Origin of the sequence: Sphingomonas sp. VDB2 (assembly GCF_047946695.1) — a bacterium.
Classification (GTDB): domain Bacteria; phylum Pseudomonadota; class Alphaproteobacteria; order Sphingomonadales; family Sphingomonadaceae; genus Sphingobium; species Sphingobium bisphenolicum.
Genome location: NZ_CP159615.1, coordinates 3,610,996 through 3,637,097 on the forward strand (window position 1 = coordinate 3,610,996; position 26,102 = coordinate 3,637,097).

24 protein-coding genes and 1 tRNA gene are annotated in these 26,102 nt (G+C 65.0%); 12 read left to right on the top strand and 13 right to left on the bottom strand.

Annotated features, from left to right (window positions below):
* Positions 1–55: 55 nt before the first annotated feature.
* The 3 genes from ABT375_RS18010 to lpdA all read left to right on the top strand — a co-directional run bounded on the left by ABT375_RS18010 (position 56) and on the right by lpdA (position 5,630).
* Positions 56–2,851 carry a 2-oxoglutarate dehydrogenase E1 component gene (locus ABT375_RS18010; RefSeq protein ID WP_416463547.1) on the top strand — a complete coding sequence of 932 codons (2,796 nt, stop codon included), beginning with the start codon at positions 56–58 and terminating at the stop codon, positions 2,849–2,851.
* 8 nt (positions 2,852–2,859) lie between these two features.
* The gene (gene odhB / locus ABT375_RS18015; RefSeq protein WP_416463548.1) at positions 2,860–4,122 is read left to right on the top strand and encodes a 2-oxoglutarate dehydrogenase complex dihydrolipoyllysine-residue succinyltransferase; all 1,263 of its coding nucleotides are present in this window, start codon (positions 2,860–2,862) and stop codon (positions 4,120–4,122) included.
* Between the two features lie 107 nt (positions 4,123–4,229).
* On the top strand, positions 4,230–5,630 hold the full coding sequence (gene lpdA / locus ABT375_RS18020) for a dihydrolipoyl dehydrogenase (protein ID WP_416463549.1): 1,401 nt from the start codon (positions 4,230–4,232) through the stop codon (positions 5,628–5,630).
* Between the two features lie 73 nt (positions 5,631–5,703).
* On the opposite strand, the gene ABT375_RS18025 is transcribed toward lpdA, so the two are convergent.
* The 3 genes from ABT375_RS18025 to ABT375_RS18035 all read right to left on the bottom strand — a co-directional run bounded on the left by ABT375_RS18025 (position 5,704) and on the right by ABT375_RS18035 (position 8,386).
* Complete coding sequence (locus tag ABT375_RS18025) at positions 5,704–6,015, bottom strand: type II toxin-antitoxin system RelE/ParE family toxin (RefSeq protein ID WP_416463550.1); 312 nt, start codon at positions 6,013–6,015, stop codon at positions 5,704–5,706.
* Between the two features lie 4 nt (positions 6,016–6,019).
* Positions 6,020–6,277 (bottom strand): ribbon-helix-helix domain-containing protein, encoded by a 258-nt coding sequence (locus tag ABT375_RS18030; protein WP_224549958.1) that lies wholly within the window; start codon positions 6,275–6,277, stop codon positions 6,020–6,022.
* Positions 6,278–6,343: 66 nt separating this feature from the next.
* Complete coding sequence (locus ABT375_RS18035; RefSeq protein ID WP_416463551.1) at positions 6,344–8,386, bottom strand: transglycosylase domain-containing protein; 2,043 nt, start codon at positions 8,384–8,386, stop codon at positions 6,344–6,346.
* Between the two features lie 120 nt (positions 8,387–8,506).
* Between ABT375_RS18035 and ABT375_RS18040 the strand changes: the two genes are divergently transcribed.
* Positions 8,507–8,704, top strand: coding sequence for a hypothetical protein (locus ABT375_RS18040; RefSeq protein ID WP_224549960.1), 198 nt, complete (start codon positions 8,507–8,509; stop codon positions 8,702–8,704).
* A 20-nt stretch (positions 8,705–8,724) separates the two neighbouring features.
* Here the strand turns inward: ABT375_RS18040 and ABT375_RS18045 are convergent, their stop codons facing one another.
* A complete protein-coding gene (locus tag ABT375_RS18045; RefSeq protein ID WP_416463552.1) occupies positions 8,725–10,035 on the bottom strand; it encodes an MFS transporter in 1,311 nt (436 codons plus the stop codon).
* Positions 10,036–10,167: 132 nt separating this feature from the next.
* Between ABT375_RS18045 and pgsA the strand changes: the two genes are divergently transcribed.
* Genes pgsA through ABT375_RS18060 form a run of 3 tightly spaced genes read left to right on the top strand, consistent with a single transcriptional unit; the run spans position 10,168 to position 11,438 of the window.
* Entirely contained in the window at positions 10,168–10,731 is a 564-nt protein-coding gene (gene pgsA / locus ABT375_RS18050) for a CDP-diacylglycerol--glycerol-3-phosphate 3-phosphatidyltransferase (protein WP_224549962.1), read from the top strand.
* Positions 10,732–10,737: 6 nt separating this feature from the next.
* Positions 10,738–10,998, top strand: a complete 261-nt coding sequence (locus tag ABT375_RS18055; protein ID WP_224549963.1) for a MoaD/ThiS family protein — start codon at positions 10,738–10,740, stop codon at positions 10,996–10,998.
* Positions 10,995–11,438: a molybdenum cofactor biosynthesis protein MoaE gene (locus ABT375_RS18060; protein WP_416463553.1), complete on the top strand. Its 444-nt coding sequence runs from the start codon at positions 10,995–10,997 to the stop codon at positions 11,436–11,438. Before ABT375_RS18055 ends, ABT375_RS18060 begins: the two co-directional genes overlap by 4 nt.
* On the opposite strand, the gene ABT375_RS18065 is transcribed toward ABT375_RS18060, so the two are convergent.
* Both ABT375_RS18065 and ABT375_RS18070 read right to left on the bottom strand, forming a co-directional pair.
* Positions 11,435–12,364 carry a hydrogen peroxide-inducible genes activator gene (locus ABT375_RS18065; protein WP_261935265.1) on the bottom strand — a complete coding sequence of 310 codons (930 nt, stop codon included), beginning with the start codon at positions 12,362–12,364 and terminating at the stop codon, positions 11,435–11,437. The two genes, ABT375_RS18060 and ABT375_RS18065, sit on opposite strands and share 4 nt — an antisense overlap.
* Before the next feature lie 39 nt (positions 12,365–12,403).
* The gene (locus ABT375_RS18070) at positions 12,404–13,177 is read right to left on the bottom strand and encodes a sulfite exporter TauE/SafE family protein (RefSeq protein WP_224549966.1); all 774 of its coding nucleotides are present in this window, start codon (positions 13,175–13,177) and stop codon (positions 12,404–12,406) included.
* A gap of 171 nt (positions 13,178–13,348) precedes the next feature.
* On the opposite strand from ABT375_RS18070, the gene epsC reads away from it, so the two are divergent.
* Both epsC and ABT375_RS18080 read left to right on the top strand, forming a co-directional pair.
* A complete protein-coding gene (gene epsC / locus ABT375_RS18075) occupies positions 13,349–14,080 on the top strand; it encodes a serine O-acetyltransferase EpsC (protein ID WP_261935264.1) in 732 nt (243 codons plus the stop codon).
* Positions 14,080–14,436, top strand: a complete 357-nt coding sequence (locus tag ABT375_RS18080; RefSeq protein ID WP_224549968.1) for a DUF2794 domain-containing protein — start codon at positions 14,080–14,082, stop codon at positions 14,434–14,436. The genes epsC and ABT375_RS18080 overlap by 1 nt, the downstream gene beginning before the upstream one ends.
* Positions 14,437–14,483: 47 nt before the next feature.
* On the opposite strand, the gene ABT375_RS18085 is transcribed toward ABT375_RS18080, so the two are convergent.
* Positions 14,484–15,542, bottom strand: a complete 1,059-nt coding sequence (locus ABT375_RS18085; RefSeq protein WP_416463554.1) for a hypothetical protein — start codon at positions 15,540–15,542, stop codon at positions 14,484–14,486.
* Between the two features lie 135 nt (positions 15,543–15,677).
* Between ABT375_RS18085 and ABT375_RS18090 the strand changes: the two genes are divergently transcribed.
* A complete protein-coding gene (locus ABT375_RS18090) occupies positions 15,678–16,610 on the top strand; it encodes an NAD(P)H-dependent flavin oxidoreductase (protein WP_261935262.1) in 933 nt (310 codons plus the stop codon).
* On the opposite strand, the gene ABT375_RS18095 is transcribed toward ABT375_RS18090, so the two are convergent.
* Both ABT375_RS18095 and ABT375_RS18100 read right to left on the bottom strand, forming a co-directional pair.
* On the bottom strand, positions 16,566–17,483 hold the full coding sequence (locus ABT375_RS18095; protein WP_261935261.1) for an alpha/beta fold hydrolase: 918 nt from the start codon (positions 17,481–17,483) through the stop codon (positions 16,566–16,568). The genes ABT375_RS18090 and ABT375_RS18095 overlap by 45 nt on opposite strands.
* A gap of 121 nt (positions 17,484–17,604) precedes the next feature.
* On the bottom strand, positions 17,605–19,575 hold the full coding sequence (locus ABT375_RS18100; RefSeq protein WP_416463555.1) for a PAS domain S-box protein: 1,971 nt from the start codon (positions 19,573–19,575) through the stop codon (positions 17,605–17,607).
* A 155-nt stretch (positions 19,576–19,730) separates the two neighbouring features.
* Here ABT375_RS18100 and ABT375_RS18105 point away from each other — a divergent pair, with 155 nt between their 5' ends.
* Both ABT375_RS18105 and ABT375_RS18110 read left to right on the top strand, forming a co-directional pair.
* Positions 19,731–20,642 (top strand): sugar kinase, encoded by a 912-nt coding sequence (locus ABT375_RS18105; RefSeq protein ID WP_416463556.1) that lies wholly within the window; start codon positions 19,731–19,733, stop codon positions 20,640–20,642.
* 47 nt (positions 20,643–20,689) lie between these two features.
* Positions 20,690–20,763, top strand: a tRNA-Gly gene (locus tag ABT375_RS18110).
* A 184-nt stretch (positions 20,764–20,947) separates the two neighbouring features.
* On the opposite strand, the gene ABT375_RS18115 is transcribed toward ABT375_RS18110, so the two are convergent.
* From ABT375_RS18115 to ABT375_RS18130, 4 genes are all read right to left on the bottom strand, one after another.
* On the bottom strand, positions 20,948–23,377 hold the full coding sequence (locus ABT375_RS18115; RefSeq protein ID WP_416463557.1) for a calcium-binding protein: 2,430 nt from the start codon (positions 23,375–23,377) through the stop codon (positions 20,948–20,950).
* Positions 23,378–23,551: 174 nt separating this feature from the next.
* Complete coding sequence (locus ABT375_RS18120) at positions 23,552–24,085, bottom strand: response regulator transcription factor (RefSeq protein ID WP_261936773.1); 534 nt, start codon at positions 24,083–24,085, stop codon at positions 23,552–23,554.
* A complete protein-coding gene (locus ABT375_RS18125; protein WP_261935258.1) occupies positions 24,075–25,400 on the bottom strand; it encodes an ATP-binding protein in 1,326 nt (441 codons plus the stop codon). Before ABT375_RS18125 ends, ABT375_RS18120 begins: the two co-directional genes overlap by 11 nt.
* Positions 25,397–26,101, bottom strand: a complete 705-nt coding sequence (locus ABT375_RS18130; protein ID WP_416464940.1) for an SURF1 family protein — start codon at positions 26,099–26,101, stop codon at positions 25,397–25,399. Before ABT375_RS18130 ends, ABT375_RS18125 begins: the two co-directional genes overlap by 4 nt.
* Position 26,102: the final 1 nt, after the last annotated feature.

The window sequence follows — 26,102 nt, forward strand, 5'->3', positions numbered from 1 at the left end:
CCGGCCGCTGATTTCCCCGCGCCGCGACTGCACGCGGCTGGCATGGGACAAGGCAATGGGTTACGAGAACCAGGAATTCGAGATTGAACGCGGGCCAAGCTGGGCGCGCGATAACTGGCCGCTGAGCGACACCGACGATCTGACCGGGGCGATGGACCCCACCCAGATGCAGGTCGCCGTGAAGGCCGCCGCCAAGTCCGCCGGCAAAGCCGTGTCGGATGTCGACGCCGTCGCCGCGGCCGACGACGCCATCCGCGCGCAGATGCTGATCCGCACTTATCGCGTGCGTGGCCATCTGGCCGCCAATCTCGATCCGCTGGGGCTGACCAAGCGCGATCTGCCGGCCGACCTGACGCCGGAATATCACGGCCTGACCGACCCCGCGAAAAAAATCTATCTGGGCGGCACGCTGGGCCTGCAATATGCGACCGTGGCGGAGATCGTCGCGATCCTGCGCGCCAATTATTGCGGCAATGTCGGCCTGGAATATATGCACATCGCCGATGTGGAGGAACGCCGTTTCCTGCAGGACCGGCTGGAAGGCAAGGACAAGGAAATCATCTTCACGCCCGAGGGCAAGAAGGCGATCCTGGCCAAGGTCATCCAGGGCGAGCAATATGAGAAGTTTCTGGGCCGCAAATATGTCGGCACCAAGCGCTTCGGCCTGGACGGCGGCGAATCCATGATCCCCGCGCTGGAAGCGGTCATCAAATATGGTGGCCAGTCCGGCGTGCGCGAGATCGTGTTCGGCATGGCCCATCGCGGCCGCCTCAATGTGCTGGCCAATGTGATGGCCAAGGGCTTCCGCGTCATCTTCCACGAATTTTCCGGCGGCACCGCCAATCCGGAAGATGTGGGCGGATCGGGCGACGTGAAATATCATCTGGGCACATCGACCGATCGCGAGTTCGATGGCGTCAAGGTTCATATGTCGCTGGTCCCCAACCCCTCGCACCTCGAAACCGTCGATCCGGTGGTGCTGGGCAAGGTCCGCGCGCAGCAGACCTTCCGCGACGATCTGGGCAAGCATGAGCAGGTATTGCCCGTGCTGATCCACGGCGACGCGGCCTTTGCGGGGCAGGGCATCGTCTGGGAGTGCCTCGGCTTCTCCGGCGTGCATGGGTACAATACCGGCGGCTGCGTCCACTTCATCATCAACAACCAGATCGGCTTCACCACCAGCCCGCAATTCTCGCGCGGCTCGCCCTATCCGTCCGACGTGGCGAAGGGGGTTCAGGCGCCGATCCTGCACGTCAATGGCGACGATCCCGAAGCCGTGACCTTCGCGTGCAAGCTGGCGATGGAATATCGCCAGACCTTCCACCGCGACATCGTGATCGACATGTGGTGCTATCGCCGCTTCGGCCATAATGAAGGCGACGAGCCGGGCTTCACCCAGCCGCTGATGTACAAGGAAATCCGCCAGCATCCGCCGGTCAGCGACGTCTATTCGGCGCGGCTGAAGAATGAAGGCGTGGTCGACGACGACTATGTCAGCAAGGTGACGGGCGATTTCGTCAATCATCTGGAAGAAGAGTTCGAGGCGTCCAAGAGCTACAAGGCCAACAAGGCCGACTGGTTCGCCGGTCGCTGGTCGGGCCTGCACAAGCCGGCCGACGCCGAAACCTCGCGCCAGAGCGTGGATTCGGCGATCAGCACCAAGCTGTTCGACGGCCTCGGCAAGACGCTGACCACCGTTCCCGAAGGATTGAACGTCCACAAGACGCTGACGCGCGTCCTCGCCGCCAAGGCGGAGATGTTCAAATCCGGCGAGAATTTCGACTGGGCGACCGGCGAGGCCCTGGCCTTCGGTTCGCTGCTGTCGGAAGGCTATGGCGTCCGCCTGTCGGGGCAGGACTCCGGGCGCGGGACGTTCAGCCAGCGTCACGCGGTCTGGACCGATCAGGACAGCGAGAATAAATATATCCCGCTGTCGACCGTGCCGCATGGCCGTTTCGAGGTGCTGGATTCGCCGCTGTCCGAATATGGCGTGCTGGGCTTCGAATATGGTTTCGCGCTGGCGGATCCGAAGAGCCTGGTGATCTGGGAAGCGCAGTTCGGCGATTTCGCCAACGGCGCGCAGATCATCTTCGACCAGTATATCGCTTCGTCCGAAACCAAGTGGCTGCGCTCCAACGGCCTCGTCTGCCTGTTGCCGCACGGCTATGAAGGGCAGGGGCCGGAACATAGTTCGGCGCGTCTGGAACGCTTCCTGCAACTATGTGCGGAAGGCAATATCCAGGTCGCCAACATCACGACCCCGGCCAATTACTTCCACGCGCTGCGTCGCCAGATGCTGCGGCCCTTCCGCAAGCCGCTCATCATCATGGCGCCCAAGTCGCTGCTCCGTCATAAGCTGGCGGTCAGCAAGGCGGAGGATTTCCTGGGCGAAACCCAGTTCAAGCGCATCCTTTCGGACCCCAACGGGTCGGCCGACAAGGATACGAAGCGCCTGGTCCTGTGTTCCGGCAAGGTGTTCTACGACCTGATGGAGGCGCGCGACGCGGCCGGCGACAAGGATGTGCAGATCGTTCGCATCGAACAGATCTACCCGTTCGCGACCGACGCCCTGGCCAAGCGCATCGAGCGCATGACCAATCTGGACGAAATCGTCTGGTGCCAGGAAGAGCCGCGCAACAATGGCGCATGGTTCTTCGTCGAACCCTATATCGAGGAAGCCCTGGCCAAGGCCGGCAAGTCGCCCAAGCGCGCCCGCTATGCCGGTCGCAAGGCGTCGGCATCGCCCGCCACGGGGCTGGCGTCGCGCCATGTGTCCGAACAGGGCGCCCTCGTCGCCGATGCGCTGGGTCACAGCGTCCGTGAAGAAATCCGTCGCCAGAAGAAAGGCTGATCAAGCTCATGGCTACCGAAGTCAAAGTCCCAACCCTGGGCGAATCCGTTACCGAAGCAACCGTGGGCCAGTGGCTCAAAAAGCCCGGTGAAGCCGTCAAGGTCGACGAGCCGATCGTGTCCCTCGAAACCGACAAGGTCGCGGTCGACGTACCCTCGACCGTCGCCGGTGTCATGGGCGACATCATCGCCAAGGAAGGCGACACGGTCGAGGTCGGCGCGCTGCTGGCTTATGTCAACGAAGGCGGTTCGGCCGCTGCCGCGCCGGCGCCTGCCGCTGCCGCCGCGCCTGCCGCCAAGGCGGAAGCCGCTGCCCCGGCGCCCGCCGCGTCGGCGTCTGCGCCTGCCGCTTCGGATGACGAAGAAGGCGGCAATCTGACCCTGTCGCCGGCGGTTCGCCGCCTGGTGCTGGAACATGGCCTTGACCCCAGCAAGATCAAGGGCACCGGCAAGGACGGCCGCCTGACCAAGGACGACGTCACTGCCGCCGCCGCCGCCGGCACCGCCAAGGCTGCCGCCGGTGCGGCCGCCGCTGCGCCTGCCGCCGACGCTCCGGCCGCCTCCGGCCCCAGCCGCAAGCAGGAGCGGGTCAAGATGACCCGCCTGCGCCAGACGGTCGCCAAGCGCCTGAAGGAAGCGCAGAACACCGCCGCGTTGCTGACGACCTACAACGACGTCGACATGACCAACATCATCGAGGCGCGCGCGAAATATAAGGACCTGTTCGAGAAGAAGCATGGCGTCCGTCTGGGCTTCATGGGCTTCTTCACCAAGGCCGTCTGCATGGCGCTGCGCGACATTCCGGGCGTGAACGCACAGATCGAAGGCGACGAGATCGTCTATAACGACTTCTGCGACATCTCGGTCGCCGTGTCTGCGCCCACCGGTCTCGTCGTGCCGGTCATCCGCAATGCGGAAAGCCTGAGTGTCGCGGACATCGAAAAGACCATCGGCGGCTTTGGCAAGAAGGCCAAGGAAGGCAAGCTGACCATGGAAGATATGAAGGGCGGCACCTTCACCATCTCCAATGGCGGCGTGTTCGGGTCGCTGCTGTCCAGCCCGATCATCAACCCGCCCCAGTCGGCGGTTCTGGGCCTGCACCGCATCGAGGAACGGCCGGTCGTCCGCAACGGCCAGATCGTGGCGCGTCCGATGATGTATCTGGCGCTCAGCTACGACCACCGCATGGTCGATGGTCGCGAAGCGGTCACCTTCCTCGTCGCGGTCAAGAATGCGATCGAAGATCCGACCCGCCTGCTGATCGACCTGTAACACTTAAATTCTAACGTCACCCCGGCGAAAGCCGGGGTCTCACTTGTTCTTTCAGAAGAAAAGGGAGATGCCAGCCTCCGCTGGCATGACGGGAAGAGGAAAATTCCATGTCCGATTTCGACTATGACGTCCTGGTAATTGGCGCTGGCCCCGGTGGCTATGTCGCCGCGATCCGCGCGGCGCAGCTTGGCCTCAAGACCGCCTGCGCCGAAAGCCGCGAGACGCTGGGCGGCACCTGCCTCAATGTAGGGTGCATCCCGTCCAAGGCGATGCTGCATGCGTCGGAGCTGTATGACGAAGCGGCCAATGGCGCGCTCGCCAAGCTGGGCGTCAAGATCGACAAGATGAGCCTGGACCTGCCCACCCTGCAGGGCCAGCGCGTCGATGCGGTCAAGGGCCTGACCGGCGGCATCGAGTTCCTGTTCAAGAAGAACAAGGTGACCTGGCTCAAGGGTCTGGCCAGCTTCACCGGCGCCAACACGGTCGAGATCAACGGCGAGACGGTGACGGCGAAGAATATCGTCATCGCCACCGGTTCGTCGGTCACGCCGCTGCCCGGCGTCGCAGTCGACAACGCAGGCGGCAAGATCGTCGATTCGACCGGCGCGCTGGAACTGGACAAGGTGCCCGGCCATCTGGTCGTCGTCGGCGGCGGCGTGATCGGGCTGGAACTGGGCAGCGTCTGGAAGCGCCTGGGCGCCAAGGTGACCGTGGTCGAATATCTCGACCAGATCCTGCCCGGCATGGACGGCGAAGTCCGCAAGGAAGCCAACAAGATCTTCAAGAAGCAGGGCTTCGAGTACAAGCTCGGCACGAAGGTCACGGGCGCGGAAGTCGGCAAGAAGGGCGTGACCCTGACCGTCGAACCCGCCGCCGGTGGCGACGCGGAGAAGATCGAGGCCGATGTGGTCCTCGTGTCGATCGGCCGCCGTCCCAACACCGAAGGGCTTGGTCTCGACAAGATCGGTCTGGAACTCAACGCGCGCAGCCAGATCGAAACCGATCATGACTTCGCGACCAAGGTTCCGGGCGTCTGGGCGATCGGCGATGTGATCCCCGGCCCGATGCTGGCGCACAAGGCCGAGGACGAAGGCATTGCCGTCGCGGAGAATATCGCGGGCCTGACCGGCATCGTGAACCATGCCGTGATCCCGTCGGTGGTCTACACCAAGCCGGAAATCGCGGGCGTGGGCCTGACCGAGGAGCAAGCCAAGGAAAAGGGAGCGATCAAGGTCGGCAAGTTCCCGATGATGGCGAACAGCCGCGCCAAGACCAATCACGAACCGGACGGCTTCGTGAAGATCATCGCCGACGCCGAAACCGACAAGGTGCTGGGCGTGTGGATCATCGCCGTGCCCGCGGGCACGATGATCGCGCAGGCGGCGCAGGCGATGGAATTCGGCGCGTCGAGCGAAGACATCGCCTATACCTGCCACGCGCACCCGACGCACAGCGAAGCGATCAAGGAAGCGGCCATGGCCGTAACGGGCAAGCCGATCCATATGTGATCGGTTCGCTTATCGCGAAGACAAAGGAAGGGGCCTCCGCACTGCGGGGGCCTTTTTCTTTTCGGGCTGATGGTCAGGTCAGGTCCTGCCGGAAGCGATCAATCTGGTGCATTCGTTCATGCAACACCGTCACGATGCCGACAGCACCGTCCGACAGGACGCGCCAATAAATATAATGGTGTTCATAGCGGCAAAAAAAGCCATCGACGCCGAACTCCGCAGGAATATCCCGCCAGACGCAGTCCCGCATAGCGATATCCTCGAACCGCGCGAAAAGGCCGCGAATATAATTCTCGGCCTGGTCCTGGTCCCATCTATCACGGGTGTAGCGATAGATATCGTCGATCCGCCGTCCGGCCGCCTGCTGCACGCGATAGGCGGCCATGCGCCTATGGCCGCGCGTTGCGGGCGATAATCATATCGGCATCGAGCGGTTGATAGTCGCTCTCTGGTGCGGCGAAGGCATGGACCAGTTCGGTTTTGAGAAGCGCAAGCCGCTCGCCCTCGACCCGTGCCTTGTCCCGACGGATGAGATCGCGAACATATTCGCTGACATTTTCATAAGCCCCGCTGTCCCCGATATTGGTAGAGACGAAATCGCTCAGCGCACCGCTCACGCGCACATTCAGGGTCATGGGTTTGGACATGCGATAACCTTCCTGTCCACAGGATATGGAATATTCAGGACGGGGGCAAGGTGGTCTGTTTCATCCTTATTGCGGCCCGCCATCCTCGCCTTCGCCCGGCTGCGTCGGCGCGATCCTCGGCGGTGGAGTGCCTGACGGCCCGGCAGGCTGGTCGATCGGCAGGCGGATCTGGCCGCCGCCGATGTTCACCGTCATGCCGCCTTCATCGACGCCCAGCCCGACATTGCCGATGCCGGTTTCCACCGTGACATTGGCGATCGCGTTGACGAGATCGGCGTCCTGCGTTTCTTCGGGGGCATCCTCGACCGGCTCGTTGATCGCGCCGCTCATGAAATTGCGCCAGATGCGCGCGGGCACGCCGCCGCCGGCCGCGCCGCCGGGCAGGGGGGCGTTGTCGTCATTGCCGATCCACACCGCCGTCACGAGGCCCCCGGCATAGCCGACGAAAATGGCGTCGCGGCTGTCCTGCGTCGTGCCGGTCTTGCCGAAGGTGCTGGTGCGCAGCGCCGCCGCGCTGCCGGTGCCGCGATTGGCGGCGGAGGAGAGGAGGTCGCGGATCATGTCGAGCTGGTCCTGGCTGAATTGCTGCTGGCGCTGCATCAGCTTTTCGAACCAGCCCTGTTCCTCGGGCGGCAGGCCATGGGCGAGCACGGGATAGGCGCCCGCTGCGACCGCCGCATAGGCCTCCGCCAGTTCGACCAGCGGGATTTCCGACGTGCCGAGCGCGAGGCTCAAATCTTCGGTCAGCGGCGCGGTGACGCCCAGGTCGCGGGCGACCTTGATGACATTGTCGACGCCGACTTTCTGCGTCAGCCGCACGGCCGCGACATTGCTCGACGCGGCGAAAGCCTGGCGCAACGTGATGCGGCCGCGATACTTGCCGCTGTGATTGGCGGGGCGGTAGGTGCCGGTGGTGATCGGCGTGTCATCGATCATGTCGTCGGGCGTCATCCCCGCGCGGAAGGCGGCGAGATAGACGAACAGTTTGAAGGTCGAACCCGGCTGGCGCTTCGCCTGCACGGCGCGGTTGAAGCTGCTCCTGGCGTAATTTTTGCCACCGACCATGGCGACGACACTGCCATCGGGCTTCATCGCCACCAGCGCCGCCTGCGCAGCCCCCAGCGGCGCGCGGCGGATCGCGGCTTCGGCCAGCCGCTGGATGCGCCAGTCGAGCGTGGTTTCGATCTTCTGTTCGCCATAGACGGCCCCGGCGCGATCGCGCGCGTCGGCAAGCACCCAGTCAGCGAAATAGGTGCCGGTGGTGGCGTCGGGCGTGTCATGGACGTTGAGCCGGGCGGGAGGCAGGGCGTTGCGTTCCGCCTGGCTGATATAGCCGGCATCGACCATCGCCTGCGTCACCAGCGCGGCGCGGGTGCGGGCGCCCTTCAGGTTGCCGGTGGGAGCAAGGCGCGAGGGCGCCTTCAACAGCCCCGCCAGCATCGCGGCCTGCGGGATGGTCAGCCGTTCGGGGGTGCGGTTGAAATAATGGAGCGCCGCGGCGCGCAGGCCATAGACATTGTCGCCGAAATAGACGTTGGAGAGATATCTCTCCATGATCTGGTCCTTGGTCAGCCACGCTTCCAGCCAGAGTGCGATCAGCGCCTCGCGCGCCTTGCGGCCGAAGGTGCGGTCGCTGGACAGGAAGACGCCCTTGGCCAGTTGTTGCGTGATCGTGCTGCCGCCCTGCGACGATCCGTCCGACCAGAGATTATGCCACATGGCCCGCGCGACGCCGCGCGGATCGACCCCCCAATGGGTCATGAAGCGGCGATCCTCGATCGCCATGAACGCCTGCGGCACATGGGCGGGCAATTCGGCCATCGTCACCGGTGTGTCGATCACCGCGCCGCGCCGGGCGATCAGATGGCCGTCCGCCGACGTCAGGCTGATGCTGGGCGGCGCGATCGGCTTGAGCGAGCGGGAGAGCGGCGCCGTGACCGCGAGCCAGGCGACCAGAATCATCAGCATGGCGAGGCCTGCGGCGATCACCCATCCGGCGATCTGGAGCCGGCGACGCCAGGGCGTGGGCCGTGCGAAGGCGCTGGGCGGACCCGCGCCGAACTCGCGCGGGGGTTGCGCGAAGGGATCGAGTGGGGCGGAATCGGGCATGTCTTGGGTCATACTGTGTTATTCATATCATACAGTCAAGCCTGTCCCGTGCCGGGACAGGTCGGAATTAACCACAATATGCGCTGGTCTATATGGTAAATTTTGCGTTAACCAATCGCTATGCGAAACCGACCCCTCGTCCTCACCACCGAATCGGCCCGCCATCCTTTCCGCCAGCGGCTGCCCGCCCATGTGCTGCGCGTGGTGGAGGATATGCCCGCGCGCAAGAAGCGGTTCAGCGACGACGACAGCGACTGGAAGCTGTTCGGCCTGAGCTTCGCGGCCTTCTTCACGGCCTTCTACAGCTTCATTTTCTGAGACGAGGACCGGGCGTCCGGTCAATGGCATAAAGGGCCGTCGCAGGCCTTGTGGAGCTTCCACGCCATCGCCGCGCAGGGCAGGGTGAGGAAGGCGACCAGCAGCAACTGCATCACCACCGATACGCCGGCGATGCTGAGCCCGATGGCGCAGAGCGATCCGACCACCATCGCGCCCGAATTGACGATATTATTGGCCGCCACTGTGCGCGCCGCTTCGCATTTTTCGACCGTCGTGGTCAGGAAGGCGTAAAGCGGCACCACGAACATGCCGCCGAAGGTCGCGACGCCGAGCAGGCAGAACGACAGCGGAATCGCCAGCGGATGGGCCAGAAACCCGGCGAGCGACAGCATCTTCCCGTCCGGCGAGGGCGTCCACAGGTCGCACACGATGTGAAAGGCGACGATGCACAGCCCCATGCCGATCACAGACGCGGGCGCATATTTGGCCGAGACATGGCCCTGCAACAGCCGGTTGATCGCCACGGAGCCGATCGCGATGCCGATCGAGAAGATGGCCAGGAACAGGCTGGCGACCGGCTTGTCGGCGGTCAGGACATTCTTCACCAGCGGCGGGAACTGGATGAACAGGATCGAGCCGACCGCCCAGAACAGGCTGATCGCCATGATCGCCAGAAACAGGCGGCGAATATGCATCGTCCCGCGCACCAGCGCGACCGACGAGCGGATGATGTGGAAGTCGATCGGCTGCTTTTCGAGCAATGACGGCGCCGAGGGCACTGCCCGCCCCGCGATATAGCCGATCAGCGCCGTGATGATGATGCCGACCGCGGCCGCCTCCACCGGGATCACGCCGGCCAGGATCGTGCCGGCCAGGATCGCGATATAAGTGCCCGCTTCGACCAGGCCGGTGCCGCCCAGCACTTCGTCGTCATGCAGATGCTGGGGCAGGATCGCATATTTGATCGGGCCGAAGAAGGTCGAATGGATGCCCATGGCGAACAGCGCGACCAGCAGCAGCGGGATCGCCAGCGTGTGGACGGCAATGCCGCTCCAGATGAGGCCGAGGCCCACCGCACCCACGCCCATGATCAGGATTTCCGCCGCCTTCACCCAGCGGATGATGACCGCCTTGTCGCGCTGGTCGGCCAACTGGCCCGATATCGCCGACAACAGGAAGAAGGGCAGGATGAACAGGCCCGTGGCCAGCGCGCTGAACCAGGTTTCGGATTTCTCGTCGTTATAGACCTGATAGACCACGAACAGGACCATCGCGTTCTTGAACAGATTGTCGTTGAACGCACCAAGGAGCTGGGTGATGAAAAGCGGCAGAAAACGGCGCTTGTTCAAGAGCCTGAGAGAGGCTTGCATGGATAGGGGCGTCTTCTTTCCCGTGAGCGACCGGGGCGGGGTCTAGCGGTTGACGACGTCTGTGTCCAATGGGTTGGGCATGACGATACGGCTTTGCTTGTATGCCGCGCCGGACTGTGGCAGTTCGCGGCGATGCTAACGCTGCCCAATTTGCTGACGCTTTCGCGGATCGTGACGGTGCCGCTGCTGGTCGCTCTGCTGTGGCCGGCGGAACAGGGCGCGCGCTGGACCACCGGCTATGCGCTGGCCTTCGCCCTCTATTGCCTGATGGGCGTGACCGATTATTTCGACGGCTATCTGGCGCGCGCGCAGGGCACGGTGTCGAAACTGGGCGTGTTTCTGGACCCGATCGCGGACAAGATCATGGTCGGCGCGGTCATCCTGATGCTGGCGGCGACCCGCGACATAGCGGGCATCCATATCGCCGCCGCGATGATCATTCTGCTGCGCGAGATCGCAGTGTCGGGCCTGCGCGAATTTCTGGCCGGGCTGCAGGTGTCGGTGCCGGTGTCGCGCCTCGCAAAATGGAAGACGACGTTCCAGATCATCGCGCTGGGCGCATTGATCCTGGCCGGGGCGGTGCCGCAATTCCCCTTCGTCCAGACGGTGGGCATCGTGACCCTGTGGGCCGCGGCGATGCTGACGCTGGTCACCGGCTGGGACTATCTGCGCGTCGGCATCAAGCATATGGACTGACCGGCGATGGCGGACCTGACCATCGTCTATTTCGCCTGGGTGCGCGAGGCCATCGGCCGCGACGAGGAGCGGGTCGCGCGGCCCGCAGCAGATAGCAGCGTGGCCGATCTGGTCGCGACGCTGGCCGCCCGGGGCGGGGGTTACGCGCAGGCTTTGAGTGATCCGGCGCGGCTGCGTGCGGCGATCGATCAGCGTTTCGTGCCGCTGGACAGCCTGATCGGCGACGCGCGCGAAGTGGCGCTGTTTCCCCCGGTGACGGGCGGATGAAACGGGTTGCCATCCAGGCGGCGGATTTCGATGTCGCCGCCGAACTGGCCGCGCTGGAGGCGCTGGGCGGTGGCGGCGTGGCGAGCTTTACCGGCGTGGTGCGCGGGGACGGCGGCCTGATCGCGCTGGAGCTGGAACATTATCCGGCGATGACGCAGGCGCAGGTCGACCGGATCGTGGACGAGGCGCTGGCGCGCTGGCCGCTGCTGGGCGTCAGCGTGATCCATCGTTTCGGGCGTCTGGAGCCGGGCGCGCGCATCGTCTTCGTCGGCACGGCGTCGCGCCATCGTACCGCCGCGCTGGAAAGCTGCGCCTTCCTGATCGATTGGATGAAGTCCGACGCGCCCTTCTGGAAGAAGGAGCATTTTGGCGACGGCGCAACTCAATGGGTTGCGGCGCGGGCCGAGGATGAGGCCAGGGCGAAGGGCTGGAAGGCTTAAGCCGCTTCGGGCAACCGGCAATTGAGCGCCGCGGCGTCGCGCAAGATGCCGGCCAGCAGGTGGAATTCCTTCTCGCGCGGGCTGTTCCGGCGCCACACCAGCGCGATGTCGCGCCAGGCGCGTTCCGACTGAAGCGGCCGCGCGACAATTTGCGTATGCTCCAATATCCCGCTCGCAATCGCCATTTCCGGGATCATCGTCATGCCCAGGCCATTATCGACCATCTGGATCAGCGTGTGCAGCGACGTGCCCATCATCGTCGCGCTGGCGCGCAGGTCGGGCCGGTTGCAGGCGGCCAGCGCATGGTCCTTCAGGCAATGGCCGTCCTCCAGCAGCAGCAATTTGCTCTCATCGATCATGTCCGGGCCGATCCATTCGGGCGGATCGCGCGGCTCGTCATGCGGAAAGGCGACATAGAGCCGGTCCTGGAACAGGATTTCGCTGTCCACCTCGCCCATGGCGAAGGGGAGCGCCATCAGCACGCAATCGACATGGCCGTGGCGCAGCGATTCAATCCCCGCCTGGGTCGTTTCCTCGCGCAGATAGAGTTTGAGGTCGGGCCGGTCGGCGCGCAGCCTGGGCAGCATCCGCGGCAGCAGGAAGGGCGCAATGGTCGGGATCACGCTCATCCGCAACTCGCCGGTCAGCGGCTTACCCGACGCCTCGGCGATGGCAGCCAGCTCCTCCGCCTCGCGCAGCACGCGATGCGCCTTGACCACGATGCGATCGCCCAGGGCGGTGAAGCGCACCACCCGGCGGGTGCGCTCGACCAGCGTGACGCCGATCAGCGATTCCAGTTCGCGGATGCCCGCCGACAGGGTCGACTGGGTGACGAAACAGCTATCGGCGGCCTTGCCGAAATGGCCCTGCTCCTTGAGCGCAACCAGATATTGCAGCTGCTTGAGCGTGGGCAGATAACTGGACATTTATCGGATTCCTCGATCAGAAATCCGAATATAAGCGTCTTAGCCGATATATCCAAGATATTTGGCGACCCCGAACAGCGACGTGATCGTCAGGATGACGCCCACCGCCGAGAAGAGGATGCGCGGCGCCACCCGGCGTGCCAGCATCGCGCCGAAGGGCGCGGCGATCACCCCGCCGATCAGCAGGCCCAGCGTATAGGTGGTGAAGGCTTCCCAGCCCAGATGAAGGAGGAAGGTCAGGCTGATCGACAGGGTCAGGATGAATTCGACCGTGTTGACCGTGCCGATGGTGTGGCGCGGGCTGGACCCCTGCAGCAGCAGGTTCGATGTCACGATCGGTCCCCAGCCGCCACCGCCGCTGGCGTCCATGAAGCCGCCGACCAGGCCCAGAGGCGCGACCCATTTGGGATCGCGGGGCTTGGGCGGCAGATGGAAGCCGCGCCAGATGAGGTAGAAGCCGATCGCGGCGAGATAGGCCAGAACGAAAGGCTTGATCACCGCGCCGTCGATATTGGACAGAAAATAGGCGCCGCTGACGCCGCCGATCACGCCGGGAATGATGAGCCGGGCGAATAGTTTCCAGTCCACATTGCGGTGCAGGATATGGCTGATCGCCGATACGCCGGTGGTGAAGGTTTCGGCGACATGGACGCTGGCCGACGCGCGGCTGGGCGACACGCCCAGGGTCAGCAGCAGGGTGCTGGAAATGACGCCATAAGCCATGCCCAGCGCGCCGTCGATGATCTGCGCGCCGAATCCGACGAGGATGAAAGGCAGGATTTCGCCGAAATGGGCGATAAAAGTGTCGATCATCCGCTACCCCTCACTGGAATTGTCTACTTCCATGATTGGTATATCGCGTGCCGCCAAGCAAGTTTCTATTTGCGGCGAAAAAGCGCGGTTAGCGCCCCATCTGGAAAAGCCGGGCAATTCCCCTTATATGGGATGCTCATAACAAGTCTAGGAACGGTCAGGGACGTCTGGATGGTGCGCAGCCTCATTTCCTATCTGGATTCGATCAAATCCCGCGATCCGGCGCCGCGGTCCCGCGCGGAAATCCTGCTCTACCCCGGCGTCTGGTCGCTGGCCTTTCATCGGGTCGCCCATCGCCTGTATCGCGCGCGGCTGTTCTTTCTTGCGCGCGCCGTGAACCATTTGTCGCGTTTCCTGACCGGTAACGACATCCATCCGGGCGCGAAGATCGGCAAACGCTTCTTCATCGACCATGGCTTTACCGTGATCGGCGAGACGGCCGAGATCGGCGATGATGTGACGCTTTACCAGAATGTCACGCTGGGCGGTACGGACCCCGCCAACGGCATCGCCGGCAAGCGTCACCCCACGCTGAACGACGGCGTGATCGTCGGGTCGGGCGCACAGGTGCTGGGGCCGATCAATGTCGGCGCGCGCGCCCGCGTCGGTGCGAACGCCGTGGTCACCAAGGATGTGGCGGAAGGCGCGACCATGGTCGGCATTCCCGCGCGGGCGATGCTGGTCGACGTGACCGCCTATCAGCGCGACTTCATGCCCTATGGCACGCCCTGTTCGGACTGTTTCGATCCCGAAAAGCAGAAGCTGGAGATGCTTCAGTGCGAGGTCGAACAGTTGCAGAAGCGCCTCGCCGAACTGATGGCGGAGCGCCAGAGACCGATATTGCCATCGGCATTGGGCGACGATGACGATGCGCCGCTGTTCAAGGAGCGCGGCCGGGCCTGATGACCAATGTGACGCCGTTTCCCCATCAAGGAGCGGGGCCGGGGCCGAAGGGCGGCCAGGTCGGGTTCGAGCGGCTGGAACTGCAACGGATCATGGATCTGTACGGCCGCATGGTGTCGGCCGGCCATTGGCGCGACTATGCGATGGACATGGGGCAGGAGGCGGCGATCTTCAGCGCCTTCCGCCGCTCCGCCGAACGCCCCGAATATCGGATCGAGAAGCGCCCGGCGCTGCGCCATCGCCAGGGCATGTGGGCGCTGGTCGGGGAAAGCGGCCAGATATTGAAGCGCGGCCAGGAGTTGCAGGGCGTGCTGGCACCGGTCGAGCGCAAGCTGCTGCGGATCGTCGAGGATTGAAGGTCTGCGGCTGCTCCCTCCTGAAAAGAGGGAGCAGCCGGTCGCGGTCAAGCGACGGCGCGATCCAGATAGGGCAGGCGCTCGGAAAGGCGTGGCGGCAAGCCATGCACCACCAGCGCGCGGGCATGGTGCCATAGCGCCGACAGCAGCAGCAACGCCGCGCCGATCACCAGCGTCGTGAGCGCCCAGGACAGTTCCACCGCGCCGGCCTGGCGGAACAGGCCGTACAGGGCGAAAAGGACATAGGCGAGGCTGGAGACGAGCAGCGCGCGCCGGTCGATCGCCAGCGCGATGAGGCCGAAGGCGACATAGAGGGCGATCACCAGCGCGGCGCGCGCGGCGCTGATCTCGTCGCCGTTCATCACGCCCAGCAGGTGGAACAGCGAATGCGCGATCATCGGCGCGGCGGCCAGGTGCAGCCAGAAGGCGACGTCGGATCGCCGCGTGGTGCGGGCGCGGTCGCTCATGTCCCACCGCATGGCCAGCGCGAAGATGGCGAGGCCCGCGATCAGCAGCAACGCGAAGGGCAGAGTCATATCGTCGGGCGTGCCGGCCATGACAAGGCTGACGCCGACGCCGGCCGCCGCCGCCGCGCCGACCGCCACGGTGATCGGCACCATGAAGCGCCGCCAGTGCGCCCAGGCCGCCAGCACGCCCGCGCCGGCCGCGACGCACACGATCATCGAGGCCAGGCTGTCGCCCGCATGGGGGAATATCTGCGCACCCAGCGCGCCGACCGCAAAGACGATGCCGCCGACGAAACCGCCCAGCAAAAGGATGGAGGGCAGCGCCATGTGGCGGCGCCGGGTGAAATATTCGGCCAGGCCCCAACTGACGGCAGCCACCAGCAGGCCGGCCATGAAGGCAGGATGATGGTCCGGCGCCCCGAATCGCAGGCTGTTGCCGAGCCAGCCAACCGCCACCAGCAGCAGGACGCTGGCGATCGCGACGAAGATGTCGTTGAAGCCCGTCAGCAGCCGGAAATGTTCTTCGTCCACCATCGGCGAGGCGCGCAGTCCCGCCACATGATCGCGCAACGCCTGCGCCGCCTGCGCGGGGATTGCGCCCGCCGCTACGGCATCCTGTAGATCGCTCTCGCTATACATCGTCCTGCTCCCGACACTGTCTGGCAGCGTCCTTATAGCATTGCTGTATTAATACATCAATACAGTTGATTTTGGCCTTTTTCCGAGGGTCGAGCGGTGTTAGCGCGGTGTGATAATAGAGGAGACGCCTGTTTCATGACCCTGCCGACATTGCTGGAAGGCCGCCTTGCGCTGCCGCTGATCGGGTCGCCGATGTTCATCATCTCGCAACCGGCGCTGGTCATGGCGCAGTGCCGCGCAGGGATCGTCGGCGCCTTTCCCTCGCTCAATGCGCGGCCGTCGGGCATGTTCGAGGCGTGGTTGCAGCAGTTGCAGGCGGAACTGACCGACGCCGATGCGCCCTTCGCCGTCAACCTGATCGTCCACCGCACAAATGCGCGGCTGGAGGAGGATCTGGCGCTGTGTGTTCGATATAGGGTGCCGATCGTCATCACTTCGCTCGGCGCGCGCGAGGATGTGAATGCGGCGATCCACAGCTATGGCGGCATCGTCCTGCACGATATCATCAACGACATGTTCGCGCGCAAGGCGATCGAGAAGGGCGCCGATGGCCTGATCGCGGTGGCGGCGGGGGCGGGCGGCCATGCCGGCACGCTGTCGCCCTTCGCGCTGATCCAGGAAATCCGCCAATGGTTCGACGGGCCGCTGGCGCTGTCGGGATCGATCGCCACCGGCCGCGCCATCGCCGCCGCGCGGATGATGGGCGCGGACCTCGCCTATATGGGATCGCCCTTCATCGCCACGGCGGAGGCCAATGCCGACCCCGCCTACAAGCAGATGATCGTCGACAGCCATGCCGCCGACATCGTCTATTCGGACGTGTTCACCGGCGTCCACGGCAATTATCTGCGCCCCAGCATCGTCGCGTCGGGGCTGGACCCCGACAGCCTGCCCAAGGCGAAGGACATGGATTTCGCGGCGATGACCGGCGGCGACAAGAAGGCGTGGCGCGACGTATGGGGTTGCGGCCAGGGGATCGGCGCGGTCGACAAGGTGCAGCCGACCGCCGATTTCGTCGCGGGGTTAAAGGCGGACTACCGTGCGGCTGTCGCCGGCTTCACCCTCTAGGAAGCCGCGAACCTCGCCGATGAAGCGCTCGAACTGGTCATGGTGCAGCCAGTGGCCGGCATCGGCGAACTCGACCAGCCGGGCGTCGCTGAAATGGCGGATGCGGCCGTCCTTTTCCGGGTTGGATGCCCAGCTATCCTGGCCCAGGCAGAGCAGGGTGGGGCAACTGATCCGCTTCCAGAAGTCGGGCAGTTCCTCATCGGTGCCGGCCTGGGGCGCCAGCCCTTTCAGATAGGGATCGAATTTCCAGCCATAGCTGCCGTCTTCGTTGCGGTTGACGCCGTGGCTGGTCAGATGCAGCGCCTGCTCGACCGTCAGATGCTCGTTGCGCTCGCGCATCCGGCCGATCGCCGCCTCGATCGTGGGATAGCGCCGCGGCGTGCGCCGTGCGCTGGCGCGGCGCGTGTCGATCCATTCGCGCCAGACCTGGGGCGCCGCCTGTTCGGCCTTTTGCTTCAGGCGGTCGGGCGACAGGCCCAGACCTTCGATCGCGACAAGCTTGCGCACTTTTTCAGGGAACAGACCCGCATAGCGCAGGCTGATCGCGCCGCCGAGCGAATGGCCCACGATCGTCACGGGCGACCGGTCGAGCAGGTCGACCAGCTGCGCCAGGTCGTACACGAAATTGGCCATCATATAGGAGCCGTCGGGCGACCAGCCGCTGTCGCCATGGCCGCGCAGGTCCAGCGCGATGACATGATGGTCCCGCGCCAGCGCGCGCGCCGTCCAGTCCCAACTGCGCGCATGGTCGAAGCCGCCATGCACCAGGACCAGCGTCGGGGCCGATGGATTGCCCCAGTCGAGATAGTGCAGCCGTGTCCGCAACGATGTGAAGAAATGCGAAGTCGGGGTCGGCGCAGTCAAGATGTCCATGCGATCCTGCAGGCTGGGAACAGATATGGTCCCCATCAGGGAACTGCACCGATGTTGCAAGCAAAGAGCGACGAAAAATGCCGCTTTTCCAATATTTCGGCCGGGTTTTTCTAAAAATGGATCAACAGTCGGTACGGGGCGGATCGGGTTCGCGCGCCACGATCGCCGATGCGAGCGCGGTGCGCATGGCGGTCGCGACGGTGCGCGCAAGCTCCGCCTGCCTGAACGGTTTGTCGAGACGCAGGCGATGCGTGGCGTGCGGCGGCAGTTCGGCAAAGCCGGTAATGATGACGACCGGCAGGCCGGGTTGCATCTGTTCGATCGCATCGGCGAGCTGCGCGCCGGTCATGCCCGGCATTGCATGGTCGGTGACGACCAGGTCCACGCTGCCGCCCGCCAGCAACCGCAATGCATCGGCGCCGGACGACGCCTGGAACACGGTATGGCCCAGATCCTCCAGCATACCGGCCGTGTTCGTCAGCACCAGATCGTCATCGTCCACCGCCAGAATGACCAGCGGCATGTTGGGGTCATGCAATTCCTCCACCACCATGGCGATGTGCTGCGCCTCCGCATCGGCCTGCGCCATCGGCAACCACAGCGATACGCTGGTTCCGACGCCGGGCTCGCTGGCGATCGTCAGCGAGCCGCCGCATTGCTGGGCGAAGCCATGCACCATCGACAGGCCCAGGCCGGTGCCCTTGCCCACGCCCTTGGTGGTGAAAAAGGGTTCGCGGGCGCGCTCCAGCGTGGCGGCGTCCATGCCTTCGCCCTCGTCGATCACGGACAGGCGGATATAGTCGCCCGCCCCCAGGTCGGGGCGCTCGTCCGGGGCGACGGTCGTTCGCGCCGCGTCGACGATGATCCGCCCGCCTTCCGGCATGGCGTCACGCGCATTGACCGCCAGGTTGAGCAGCGCCAGTTCCAACTGGGATGGATCGGCATGGGCGGCGCCCAGCGCCGGCGGAAAGCGCATCTCTATGGCTACCGCCGCGCCCAATGTGGTGCGGAACAATTCGGCCATGCCCTGCACCAATAGGACGCAGTCGACGCTTTGCAGCTTGAGTTCCTGCTTGCGCGCAAAGGCGAGCATCCGCTGCGTCAGGGTCGCGCCGCGCTCGGCCGCGGTCATGGCGTTGTCGAGATAACGGGCGATGTCGCCGCCGGTCGTCAGCCTTTGCCGGGCGAGGTCCAGGCTGCCGACGATCACCGCCAGCAGATTGTTGAAATCATGCGCGACGCCGCCGGTCAGCTTGCCGATCGCGTCCATCTTCTGGGTCTGGACGATGGCGTCGCGCGCCTCGTCGAGGGCGCGTTGCGCATCGCGTCGTTCGGTCAGGTCGCGGGTGATCTTGGCGAAGCCCAGCAAGGTGCCGTCCGGGGTGCGGATCGGGTCGATCACGACATTGGCCCAGAAACGCGTGCCGTCCTTGCGAATGCGCCAGCCTTCCGCCTCGAACCGGCCCACGGTCTGCGCGGTATGGAGCGCGCGCGAGGGCAGGCCCGCCAGCCGATCTTCCTCGCTGTAGAAGCGGGAGAAATTCTGGCCCAATATCTCTTCGGCCTTATAGCCCTTGAATCGTTCCGCGCCCATGTTCCAGCTCGTCACCGTGCCGACGGGATCGAGCATGTAGATGGCGTAGTCGGTCACGCTCTGCACCAGCAGCCGGAAGCGTTCCTCGCTGGCGCGCAAGGCATCCTGCGCGGCGCGGCGCTCGGTCAGGTCGCGCGTCACTTTGGCGAAGCCCAGCAGCCGGCCGTCGGGCGCCCGGATCGGATCGATCACGACACTGGCCCAGAATTGTCCGCCATCCTTGCGGACGCGCCAGCCTTCCGCTTCGAACCGGCCGTCATGCTCGGCGGCATGGAGCGCGATTGCGGGGATACCGCGGGCCAGGTCCTCCGGCGTGTAGAAGCGGGAAAAATGCTGGCCGATGATCTCGTCCGCTTCATAGCCCTTGAAGCGGCGCGCGCCCGCGTTCCAACTGACGATTACGCCCGTCGGGTCGAGCATATAGATCGCATAGTCGGTGACGCTTTGAACCAGCAGTTCGAAGCGATTGCCTGTTTCGTCAGTGGAGGCGGTAACCATCTTGTCCCCGAATCAAGCGCCGGTGGACGGTGCTCTCTTTGCCATCGGCAAAACGGCGCTGCAGCGCAATCGTTCCCTGCGGTCGCGCGGCAGGCCCTCTTGACTTGAAACGCGGCCCTGCGCACCACGCCGGCTCTACTGCACAGGGAGCGGGCATGGCGACGAAGGCGACGATCACGGTCATTGGCGAAGCGATGCTGGAGCTGAGCCGCGGCGATGGGGATGGCTGGAACCTGCGCTATGGCGGCGACGTCATCAACACCGCCATCCATCTGGCGCGCGCGGGCGACACTGTCCGCCTCGCCAGCGCGCTGGGCACCGATCCCATGAGCGCGCAACTGTGCGCCCAATGGGAAGCGGAAGGCGTGGACACGTCGCTGGTCATCGCGGCAAAGGACAAGCTGCCCGGCCTCTACGCGATCGAGACGGATGCGGCGGGCGAGCGCAGCTTCCATTACTGGCGCGGCGAGGCGGCGGCGCGGCGGATGTTCGACCTGCCGCAAAGCGCGGCGATGGTGGCGCAGGCGGCGCAATCGGACCTGCTCTATTTTTCGCTCATCACCCTGGCGATCCTGCCGGACGCCGGCCGGGAGGCGCTGTTGGACCTGTGCGCGCAGGTGCGTGCCCATGGCGGCCGCATCGCCTTCGACGGCAATTATCGCGCGCGGCTGTGGGACGATGCGGCGACCGCGCGCCGCTGGCGCGACCGGGCGATCGCGGTCAGCGACATGGGCCTGCCGACGCTGGCGGACGAGGTCGAGATGGGCGAAGCCGACGACGCCCGCGACGCGGCGGCGCGCTGGGGTGCGGGCGAGGGGCGGGACGTGGTCGTGAAGCTGGGCGGCGATGGCTGTCTGGTGGCGGGTGAGATCGTGCCGATACCGCGTCAACTGGACGTCATCGATTCGAGCGGGGCGGGGGACGCGTTCAATGGCGGCTATCTCCATGCCCGGCTGGCCGGCGCCAACCCGCGCGATGCGGCGCTGGCCGGGCATCGTCTCGCCGGCTGGAATATCGGCCGCCGCGGCGCGATTCCGGCGCGCGATGCCGATGCGCCTTATGGCTGATCCCCGTTGACAGCAGCCCATGGCTTGCGCCATGGGCGGTCGGGCAGGCGGGTGTAGCTCAATGGTAGAGCTTTTGCTTCCCAAGCAAGTGACGAGGGTTCGATTCCCTTCACCCGCTCCAGCTGTCTAAAGCGCGCTGCGTTTAATCGGACGCAAGTCGTACGATCTGGTTTTTTATCTTCGCATCGTTTTGAGCGGAAAAGCGGTTCCCACTTTTCCGCACGATGCTCCAGGATGTGAACCCTCGTTTTTGGCGCGCTACGCCCTGACCGGCCATGCCGTGGCGGGAATTGCCTCTTCCCTCCCTAGCTGAAGACGAAATCCGAACTGACCAGCGCGGCTTTATCGACGCCGGTCAGGATCAGGGACTGTCCACCCCCAAAATCAAAGCGGGTGTCGGCGCCATCCGTCGTCGCGATCGCCATGATTTCGGCGAAACTGTCATAATCCTCGCCCATCGTCAGAATGATGCGATCATCGGCCTGCTCGTCGCCGGCGGTAAAGTCCATGATTCGCACCTGGCCGGACCCCGTCCAGAACAGGAAGGCGTCGTCGCCGGCCTCGCCGTAGAGGACGTCCTTGCCGCCGCCGCCGTCCAGATAGTCGCCACCGCCGCCGCCGTAGAGATGGTTGTTGCCGGCATTGCCGTACAGCGCATCCCCGACCTCGCTCCCGCGCGCATTCTCGAACCCGATGAACCTGTCGCCGGCCCCTTCCACGCCATAGGACCAGCCCAGGTCGAGATGGATGGTCACCCAGTCGAGCGATCCCCTGTAGCTCAACAGGTCCGACCCGCTGCCGCCGTGCATTTCATCCGCGCCAAGGCCGCCGATGATGATGTCGTTGCCAGCACCGCCGTATAAAATATCGTCGCCGGCGCCGCCGACCAATATATTGGCCCGGCCATCGCCAGCCAGAGTGTCGTCAAGGTCGCTGCCGGTGATCCTTTCCATGCCGCTGAAGCTGTCGCCGGTCGCATCGCCGCCGTCCGCTGCGCCGGTGGTGAGGTTCACAGTCACACCGGCGGTCGATCCGCTATAGTCCAGAATGTCGTCGCCGTCGCCGCCCAGCAGCGTATCCGCGCCTGCGCCGCCCCGCAACATGTCGTCGCCAGCGGCGCCTTCCAGCCGGTCATTCCCCAGGCCGCCGATCAACTGGTTGCGGCCGCCGCCGCCGATCAGTACGTCGTTGCCGTCGCCGCCCTCCGCATGGCTGAAGCTGATGAGCGTGTCGCCGTCGGCGTCGCCACCCGATGCGGTCTGGGTCTGCAGATTGACAAGCACCGCCCCGACCGATCCGCGATAGCTCACAACGTCGCCATGCCTGCCGCCGTTGAGCAGATCCGCGCCGGCTCCGCCGATCAGCCAGTCGCGCCCGTCGCCACCGAACATTATGTCATCGCCTGCGCCGCCCATAAGCTGGTTCTCGCCGGCGTTTCCGGTCAGCTTGTCGTCGTGGCTGCTGCCGATCAGCCCCTCTATCCCGTCATATTGGTCGCCGATCGCCTCGCCGCGCGTTCCGATGCCGGAGGCGAGGTTGGCGGCGACGCCCGACAGGGCCTCGGCATAGCTGGCCATGTCGACGCCCTGATCGCCATAAAGCATATCGGCGCCCGTTCCACCCATCAGCACATCGTCGCCCAAGTCGCCGTGCAGGGTGTCGCTGCCTTGCAGGCCGCGCAGGATATCCGCGCCCAATCCGCCGTTCAGGAGATTGTTCAGGCTGTTGCCGCTGCCGCGAAATAGCGCTGCGCCGCCGAGATAGGTGAGATTTTCCACATGGCTCGCCAACTCGTAATCGTCCAGATCCAGAACAAGAACCTCGTCCGTGCCGCCGCCGGACAGTTCGATCGTCTGGTCGTTGATTGAGTCGACGACATAGAGGTCATCGCCATCGCCGCCCTCCAGCCGATCGTCGCCCGCGCCGCCGTCCAGCAGGTCCGAGCCGGCGCCGCCCAGCAGCCTGTCATCGCCGTCATAGCCCAGCAGCAGGTCGTCGCCCCCCAGACCGCTCAGCACGTTGGCCAGGTCGTTGGCGTCGATCCGGTTATCCTGCTCATTGCCTGTGCCGTTGCGGGCATCGGGGCCGTCGAGCGCCAGCGCTTCGACGAAGGGCGCCAATGTGTAGCTGACCGACGACACGACGAAGTCGATGCCTTCGCCGTCCGCCTCGATCACCTGATCGTAGATGTTGCTCACGAAATAAATGTCATGGCCGTCGCCGCCGCTCATCTGGTCGGCGCCGCGCCCCCCGTCCAGCCAGTCATCGCCCGCGCCGCCGAACAGCCGGTCATTGCCATCGCCAGAGTCGAGAAAATCGTCGCCATCGCCGCCGCGCAGTTCATCGGCGCCATAGCCGGACAGGATGATGTCCATGTCGGCGGAACCGGTCAGCAACTGGTCGCCATGGGCAAGGCCGGCATTGAGGATGTGCCAGGTCATGGAGACCGACTCGCCGCTGAAATTGTTCATCGCGGAAAAGGAGAGAGTGCCGTCGGACGCATCCTCGCCTCCCGGAAAGCCGAGATAGACGATGGCGGAACCCGAGTCCCAGCCATAGCCGCCGGTGCCCCCGATCGTCCCGCTCTGGTCGTAATAATTGTAATTCCAGCTTGTTTCGTAGAAGGCTTCCCCGGTTTCCGGATCGTCATAGCCGGGAACATAATAATCGATCTGCATGTCGAACGTGCCGGAATCACGATCGATCGTAAGCCAATAGCCGATAAAGCCTGCCATGATCCCCTCCTGCCGGGATGGATGGACAGGTCATAGACGACGCTGCTGGTTCCGACAAGAAAACAGCGGCCCATTACCATCTGTCCGGCGCGGATACTTTGTCATGGTCTGCGACAGCGAAGATTCTCTATTTGATCCAGCCTGTCTGGGTCTGTCGCAAGTGGGTAAGTAAACTTAACCTACCTGACGCTTGGCCAGCTTGCGGGCGAGGGTGCGGCGATGCATACCCAGCCGCCGCGCGGCTTCGGAGATGTTGAACTCGCTATCCTTGAGCACCTCGTGGATATGTTCCCATTCCAGCGTCTTGATCGACGTCGGCCGGGGCGCGAGCGGCGCGGTGGGGTCGCCGCCGGAGCGGGCGAAGGCCGCCTCGATATCATCGGTGTTGGAAGGCTTGGCTAGGTAGTTGGTCGCGCCCAGCTTGATCGCCTCGACCGCGGTGGCGATGCTGGCGAAGCCGGTCAGCACCACGATCAGCATGGCGGGATCATGGGCGTGGAGCGCCTGGACGCAGGCCAGGCCCGATTGCGGGCCAAGCTTCAGATCCACGACCGCGAAGCCCGGCCGGTTGTCGGCCAGTATCGCCGTGACCGTTTCCAGACTGTCCGCCGACAGCACGCTGTAACCGCGCCGTTCGAAAGAGCGTTTGAGCGTGCGGGCGAAGCCTTCGTCATCCTCGACGATCAGCAATTGCCGTTCATCCGTCATCATTCGCCTCCTCCAGCGCCAGCGTCGAGAGCGGCAGGCGCAGCAGGATCATCGCGCCGCCCTCCGCGCCATTGCTCGCATCGACCCGCCCGCCCAGCTTCCGCACGACATTGACCACCAGGAAGAGGCCGAGGCCGCCGCCCTGCTTGCCCTTGCTCGACCGATAGGGTTTGCCGACATCGGCCAGCATCGCCGCGTCGAAGCCACGGCCATTGTCGCGCACCGCGATGTGCAGCCACTGGCTGTCGCGGCTGACCATCATGTTGATATAGGTCGCGCCCGCCTCGCGCGCATTGTCCAGCAGGTTGGTCACCGCCTGGCGGATCACCGGATCGGCGATGATGCGCGGATATTCATGCGGGCCGAAATCGCAGCGCAGCGGCATACCCGGATTGGCGATCCGCCAGTCGCGCGCGATGATGTCGATGAAATCGCGGACGTTGGTGATCTGCGGCGCTTCGCCGCGCGCCTCCCCCGCGGACATGAGGATGCCGGTCAGGATGGTCTTGCAGCGTTGCACTGCCGCTTCCATCTCTCCCACTTCCTCGACCAGTGCGGGGTGGGTCTTGATCTCCGGCATGTGCCGCCAGTCGCCCAGCACCACGGCGAGCTGGGCGAGAGGAGTGCCCAGTTCATGCGCCGCGCCCGATGCCAGCAGGCCCATCCGTACGATATGCTCTTCCTCGACCGCCTGCTGCCGCAGTTCCGCCAGATAAGCCTCCCGCTGTTGCAGGTTGCGGGTCACGCGGGTCATGAACAGCACCAGCAACACCGCGATCATGGTGATGCAGATCCAGGTGCCGACGATATGCAGGTCGAACAAATGCCCTTCCAGCGTTTCGCTGAGGTCGAGCGGACGGTAGACGAAGGCCAGCATCGCCGCGCAGAGCATCGATACCGCCACGATTCCCCATACGCTCCAGCGATGCAGCAGCACCGCGCCCAGCGCCACCTGCACCAGATAGAGCGACACGAACGGATTGGTCGCGCCGCCGCTCAGATAAAGTTGGGTGGTCAGCGCGAACACGTCGAACAACAGCGCCAGGAACAGCTCGGCATGGGTGATGTCGGTGCGCCTGCGCAGCACCATCAGGCTGCCGATGTTCATCGCCGCTGCGATGCACGGCACGACCAGCATCGATGGCAGCGGCAGGTGGATGTCCATGCCGAAATGGACGAACAGGATCGTCGCGACCTGCCCGGCGATGGCGATCCAGCGCAATTGCACCAGCAACGCCATGTTGCGGCGCCCGGCTGCGTCGGCGGGCCACCGGCTCGGCAGCCAGCGCGCGCGTCTTCCCGGCTGTGCAGTCATCCCCGGCGATCTTTTCCAGACTGGCGCATGACCAGGCTATAGGCCCCGGCGACCATCGCCGCCAGTATGAACCAGGTGATGGCATATTGCAGATGGTTGTTGGGGAAGCTGACGACGGTCAGCCCGCCCACCGGCAGCGCGTTGGGCGAAGGGCCGGCCTGCGCGTCGATGAAATAGCCCGCGACCGGCCTGAGATTGCGCGCGGCGGCGATGGCGGCGACGTCGCGCGAATACCAGCGGTCAGCGGCGGGATCGTTGCTGCGCAGGAAGCCGCCGCCCGGTTCGGTCAGGCGCAGCAGGCCGGTGACGCGCACCACGCCCTGCGGCCGATCGTAGCGGGCCTTGGCTTCCGGCGGCACGAAGCCGCGGTTGACGAGGAGAATCACGCCGTTCGCCTGGCGCAGCGGGGTCAGCACCCAATAGCCCGCGCCGCGCACCGTAGCGGCCTGCACCAGCGCGGCCTTGTCATGCAGGAAGGCGCCGGTGGCGGTGACGCGGCGATATTCGTCGGCCTGGGTTGCGCTGGCCGGAGCCGGCACCGGCGCGGCGTGGATGCGGGCATCGACGCGGGCGATGAGGTCGCGCTTCCATGCCAGCCGCTCCACCTGCCAGACGCCGAGCGCAATGAGGCCGACGAACAGGTTCAGCGCGGCCAGCGTCAGGCCGACCGGGAACCCCGCCTTTTCGGGGCGGGGGTCCATG

Bases quoted from the DNA above. Each gene is read 5' to 3' on its own strand.
- ABT375_RS18010 (WP_416463547.1), top strand. From the start codon at position 56: ATGGGTTACGAGAACCAGGAATTCGAGATTGAACGCGGGCCAAGCTGG.
- odhB (WP_416463548.1), top strand. From the start codon at position 2,860: ATGGCTACCGAAGTCAAAGTCCCAACCCTGGGCGAATCCGTTACCGAA.
- lpdA (WP_416463549.1), top strand. From the start codon at position 4,230: ATGTCCGATTTCGACTATGACGTCCTGGTAATTGGCGCTGGCCCCGGT.
- ABT375_RS18025 (WP_416463550.1), bottom strand. From the start codon at position 6,015: ATGGCCGCCTATCGCGTGCAGCAGGCGGCCGGACGGCGGATCGACGAT.
- ABT375_RS18030 (WP_224549958.1), bottom strand. From the start codon at position 6,277: ATGTCCAAACCCATGACCCTGAATGTGCGCGTGAGCGGTGCGCTGAGC.
- ABT375_RS18035 (WP_416463551.1), bottom strand. From the start codon at position 8,386: ATGCCCGATTCCGCCCCACTCGATCCCTTCGCGCAACCCCCGCGCGAG.
- ABT375_RS18040 (WP_224549960.1), top strand. From the start codon at position 8,507: ATGCGAAACCGACCCCTCGTCCTCACCACCGAATCGGCCCGCCATCCT.
- ABT375_RS18045 (WP_416463552.1), bottom strand. From the start codon at position 10,035: ATGCAAGCCTCTCTCAGGCTCTTGAACAAGCGCCGTTTTCTGCCGCTT.
- pgsA (WP_224549962.1), top strand. From the start codon at position 10,168: ATGCTAACGCTGCCCAATTTGCTGACGCTTTCGCGGATCGTGACGGTG.
- ABT375_RS18055 (WP_224549963.1), top strand. From the start codon at position 10,738: ATGGCGGACCTGACCATCGTCTATTTCGCCTGGGTGCGCGAGGCCATC.
- ABT375_RS18060 (WP_416463553.1), top strand. From the start codon at position 10,995: ATGAAACGGGTTGCCATCCAGGCGGCGGATTTCGATGTCGCCGCCGAA.
- ABT375_RS18065 (WP_261935265.1), bottom strand. From the start codon at position 12,364: ATGTCCAGTTATCTGCCCACGCTCAAGCAGCTGCAATATCTGGTTGCG.
- ABT375_RS18070 (WP_224549966.1), bottom strand. From the start codon at position 13,177: ATGATCGACACTTTTATCGCCCATTTCGGCGAAATCCTGCCTTTCATC.
- epsC (WP_261935264.1), top strand. From the start codon at position 13,349: ATGGTGCGCAGCCTCATTTCCTATCTGGATTCGATCAAATCCCGCGAT.
- ABT375_RS18080 (WP_224549968.1), top strand. From the start codon at position 14,080: ATGACCAATGTGACGCCGTTTCCCCATCAAGGAGCGGGGCCGGGGCCG.
- ABT375_RS18085 (WP_416463554.1), bottom strand. From the start codon at position 15,542: ATGTATAGCGAGAGCGATCTACAGGATGCCGTAGCGGCGGGCGCAATC.
- ABT375_RS18090 (WP_261935262.1), top strand. From the start codon at position 15,678: ATGACCCTGCCGACATTGCTGGAAGGCCGCCTTGCGCTGCCGCTGATC.
- ABT375_RS18095 (WP_261935261.1), bottom strand. From the start codon at position 17,483: ATGGACATCTTGACTGCGCCGACCCCGACTTCGCATTTCTTCACATCG.
- ABT375_RS18100 (WP_416463555.1), bottom strand. From the start codon at position 19,575: ATGGTTACCGCCTCCACTGACGAAACAGGCAATCGCTTCGAACTGCTG.
- ABT375_RS18105 (WP_416463556.1), top strand. From the start codon at position 19,731: ATGGCGACGAAGGCGACGATCACGGTCATTGGCGAAGCGATGCTGGAG.
- ABT375_RS18115 (WP_416463557.1), bottom strand. From the start codon at position 23,377: ATGGCAGGCTTTATCGGCTATTGGCTTACGATCGATCGTGATTCCGGC.
- ABT375_RS18120 (WP_261936773.1), bottom strand. From the start codon at position 24,085: ATGACGGATGAACGGCAATTGCTGATCGTCGAGGATGACGAAGGCTTC.
- ABT375_RS18125 (WP_261935258.1), bottom strand. From the start codon at position 25,400: ATGACTGCACAGCCGGGAAGACGCGCGCGCTGGCTGCCGAGCCGGTGG.
- ABT375_RS18130 (WP_416464940.1), bottom strand. From the start codon at position 26,101: ATGGACCCCCGCCCCGAAAAGGCGGGGTTCCCGGTCGGCCTGACGCTG.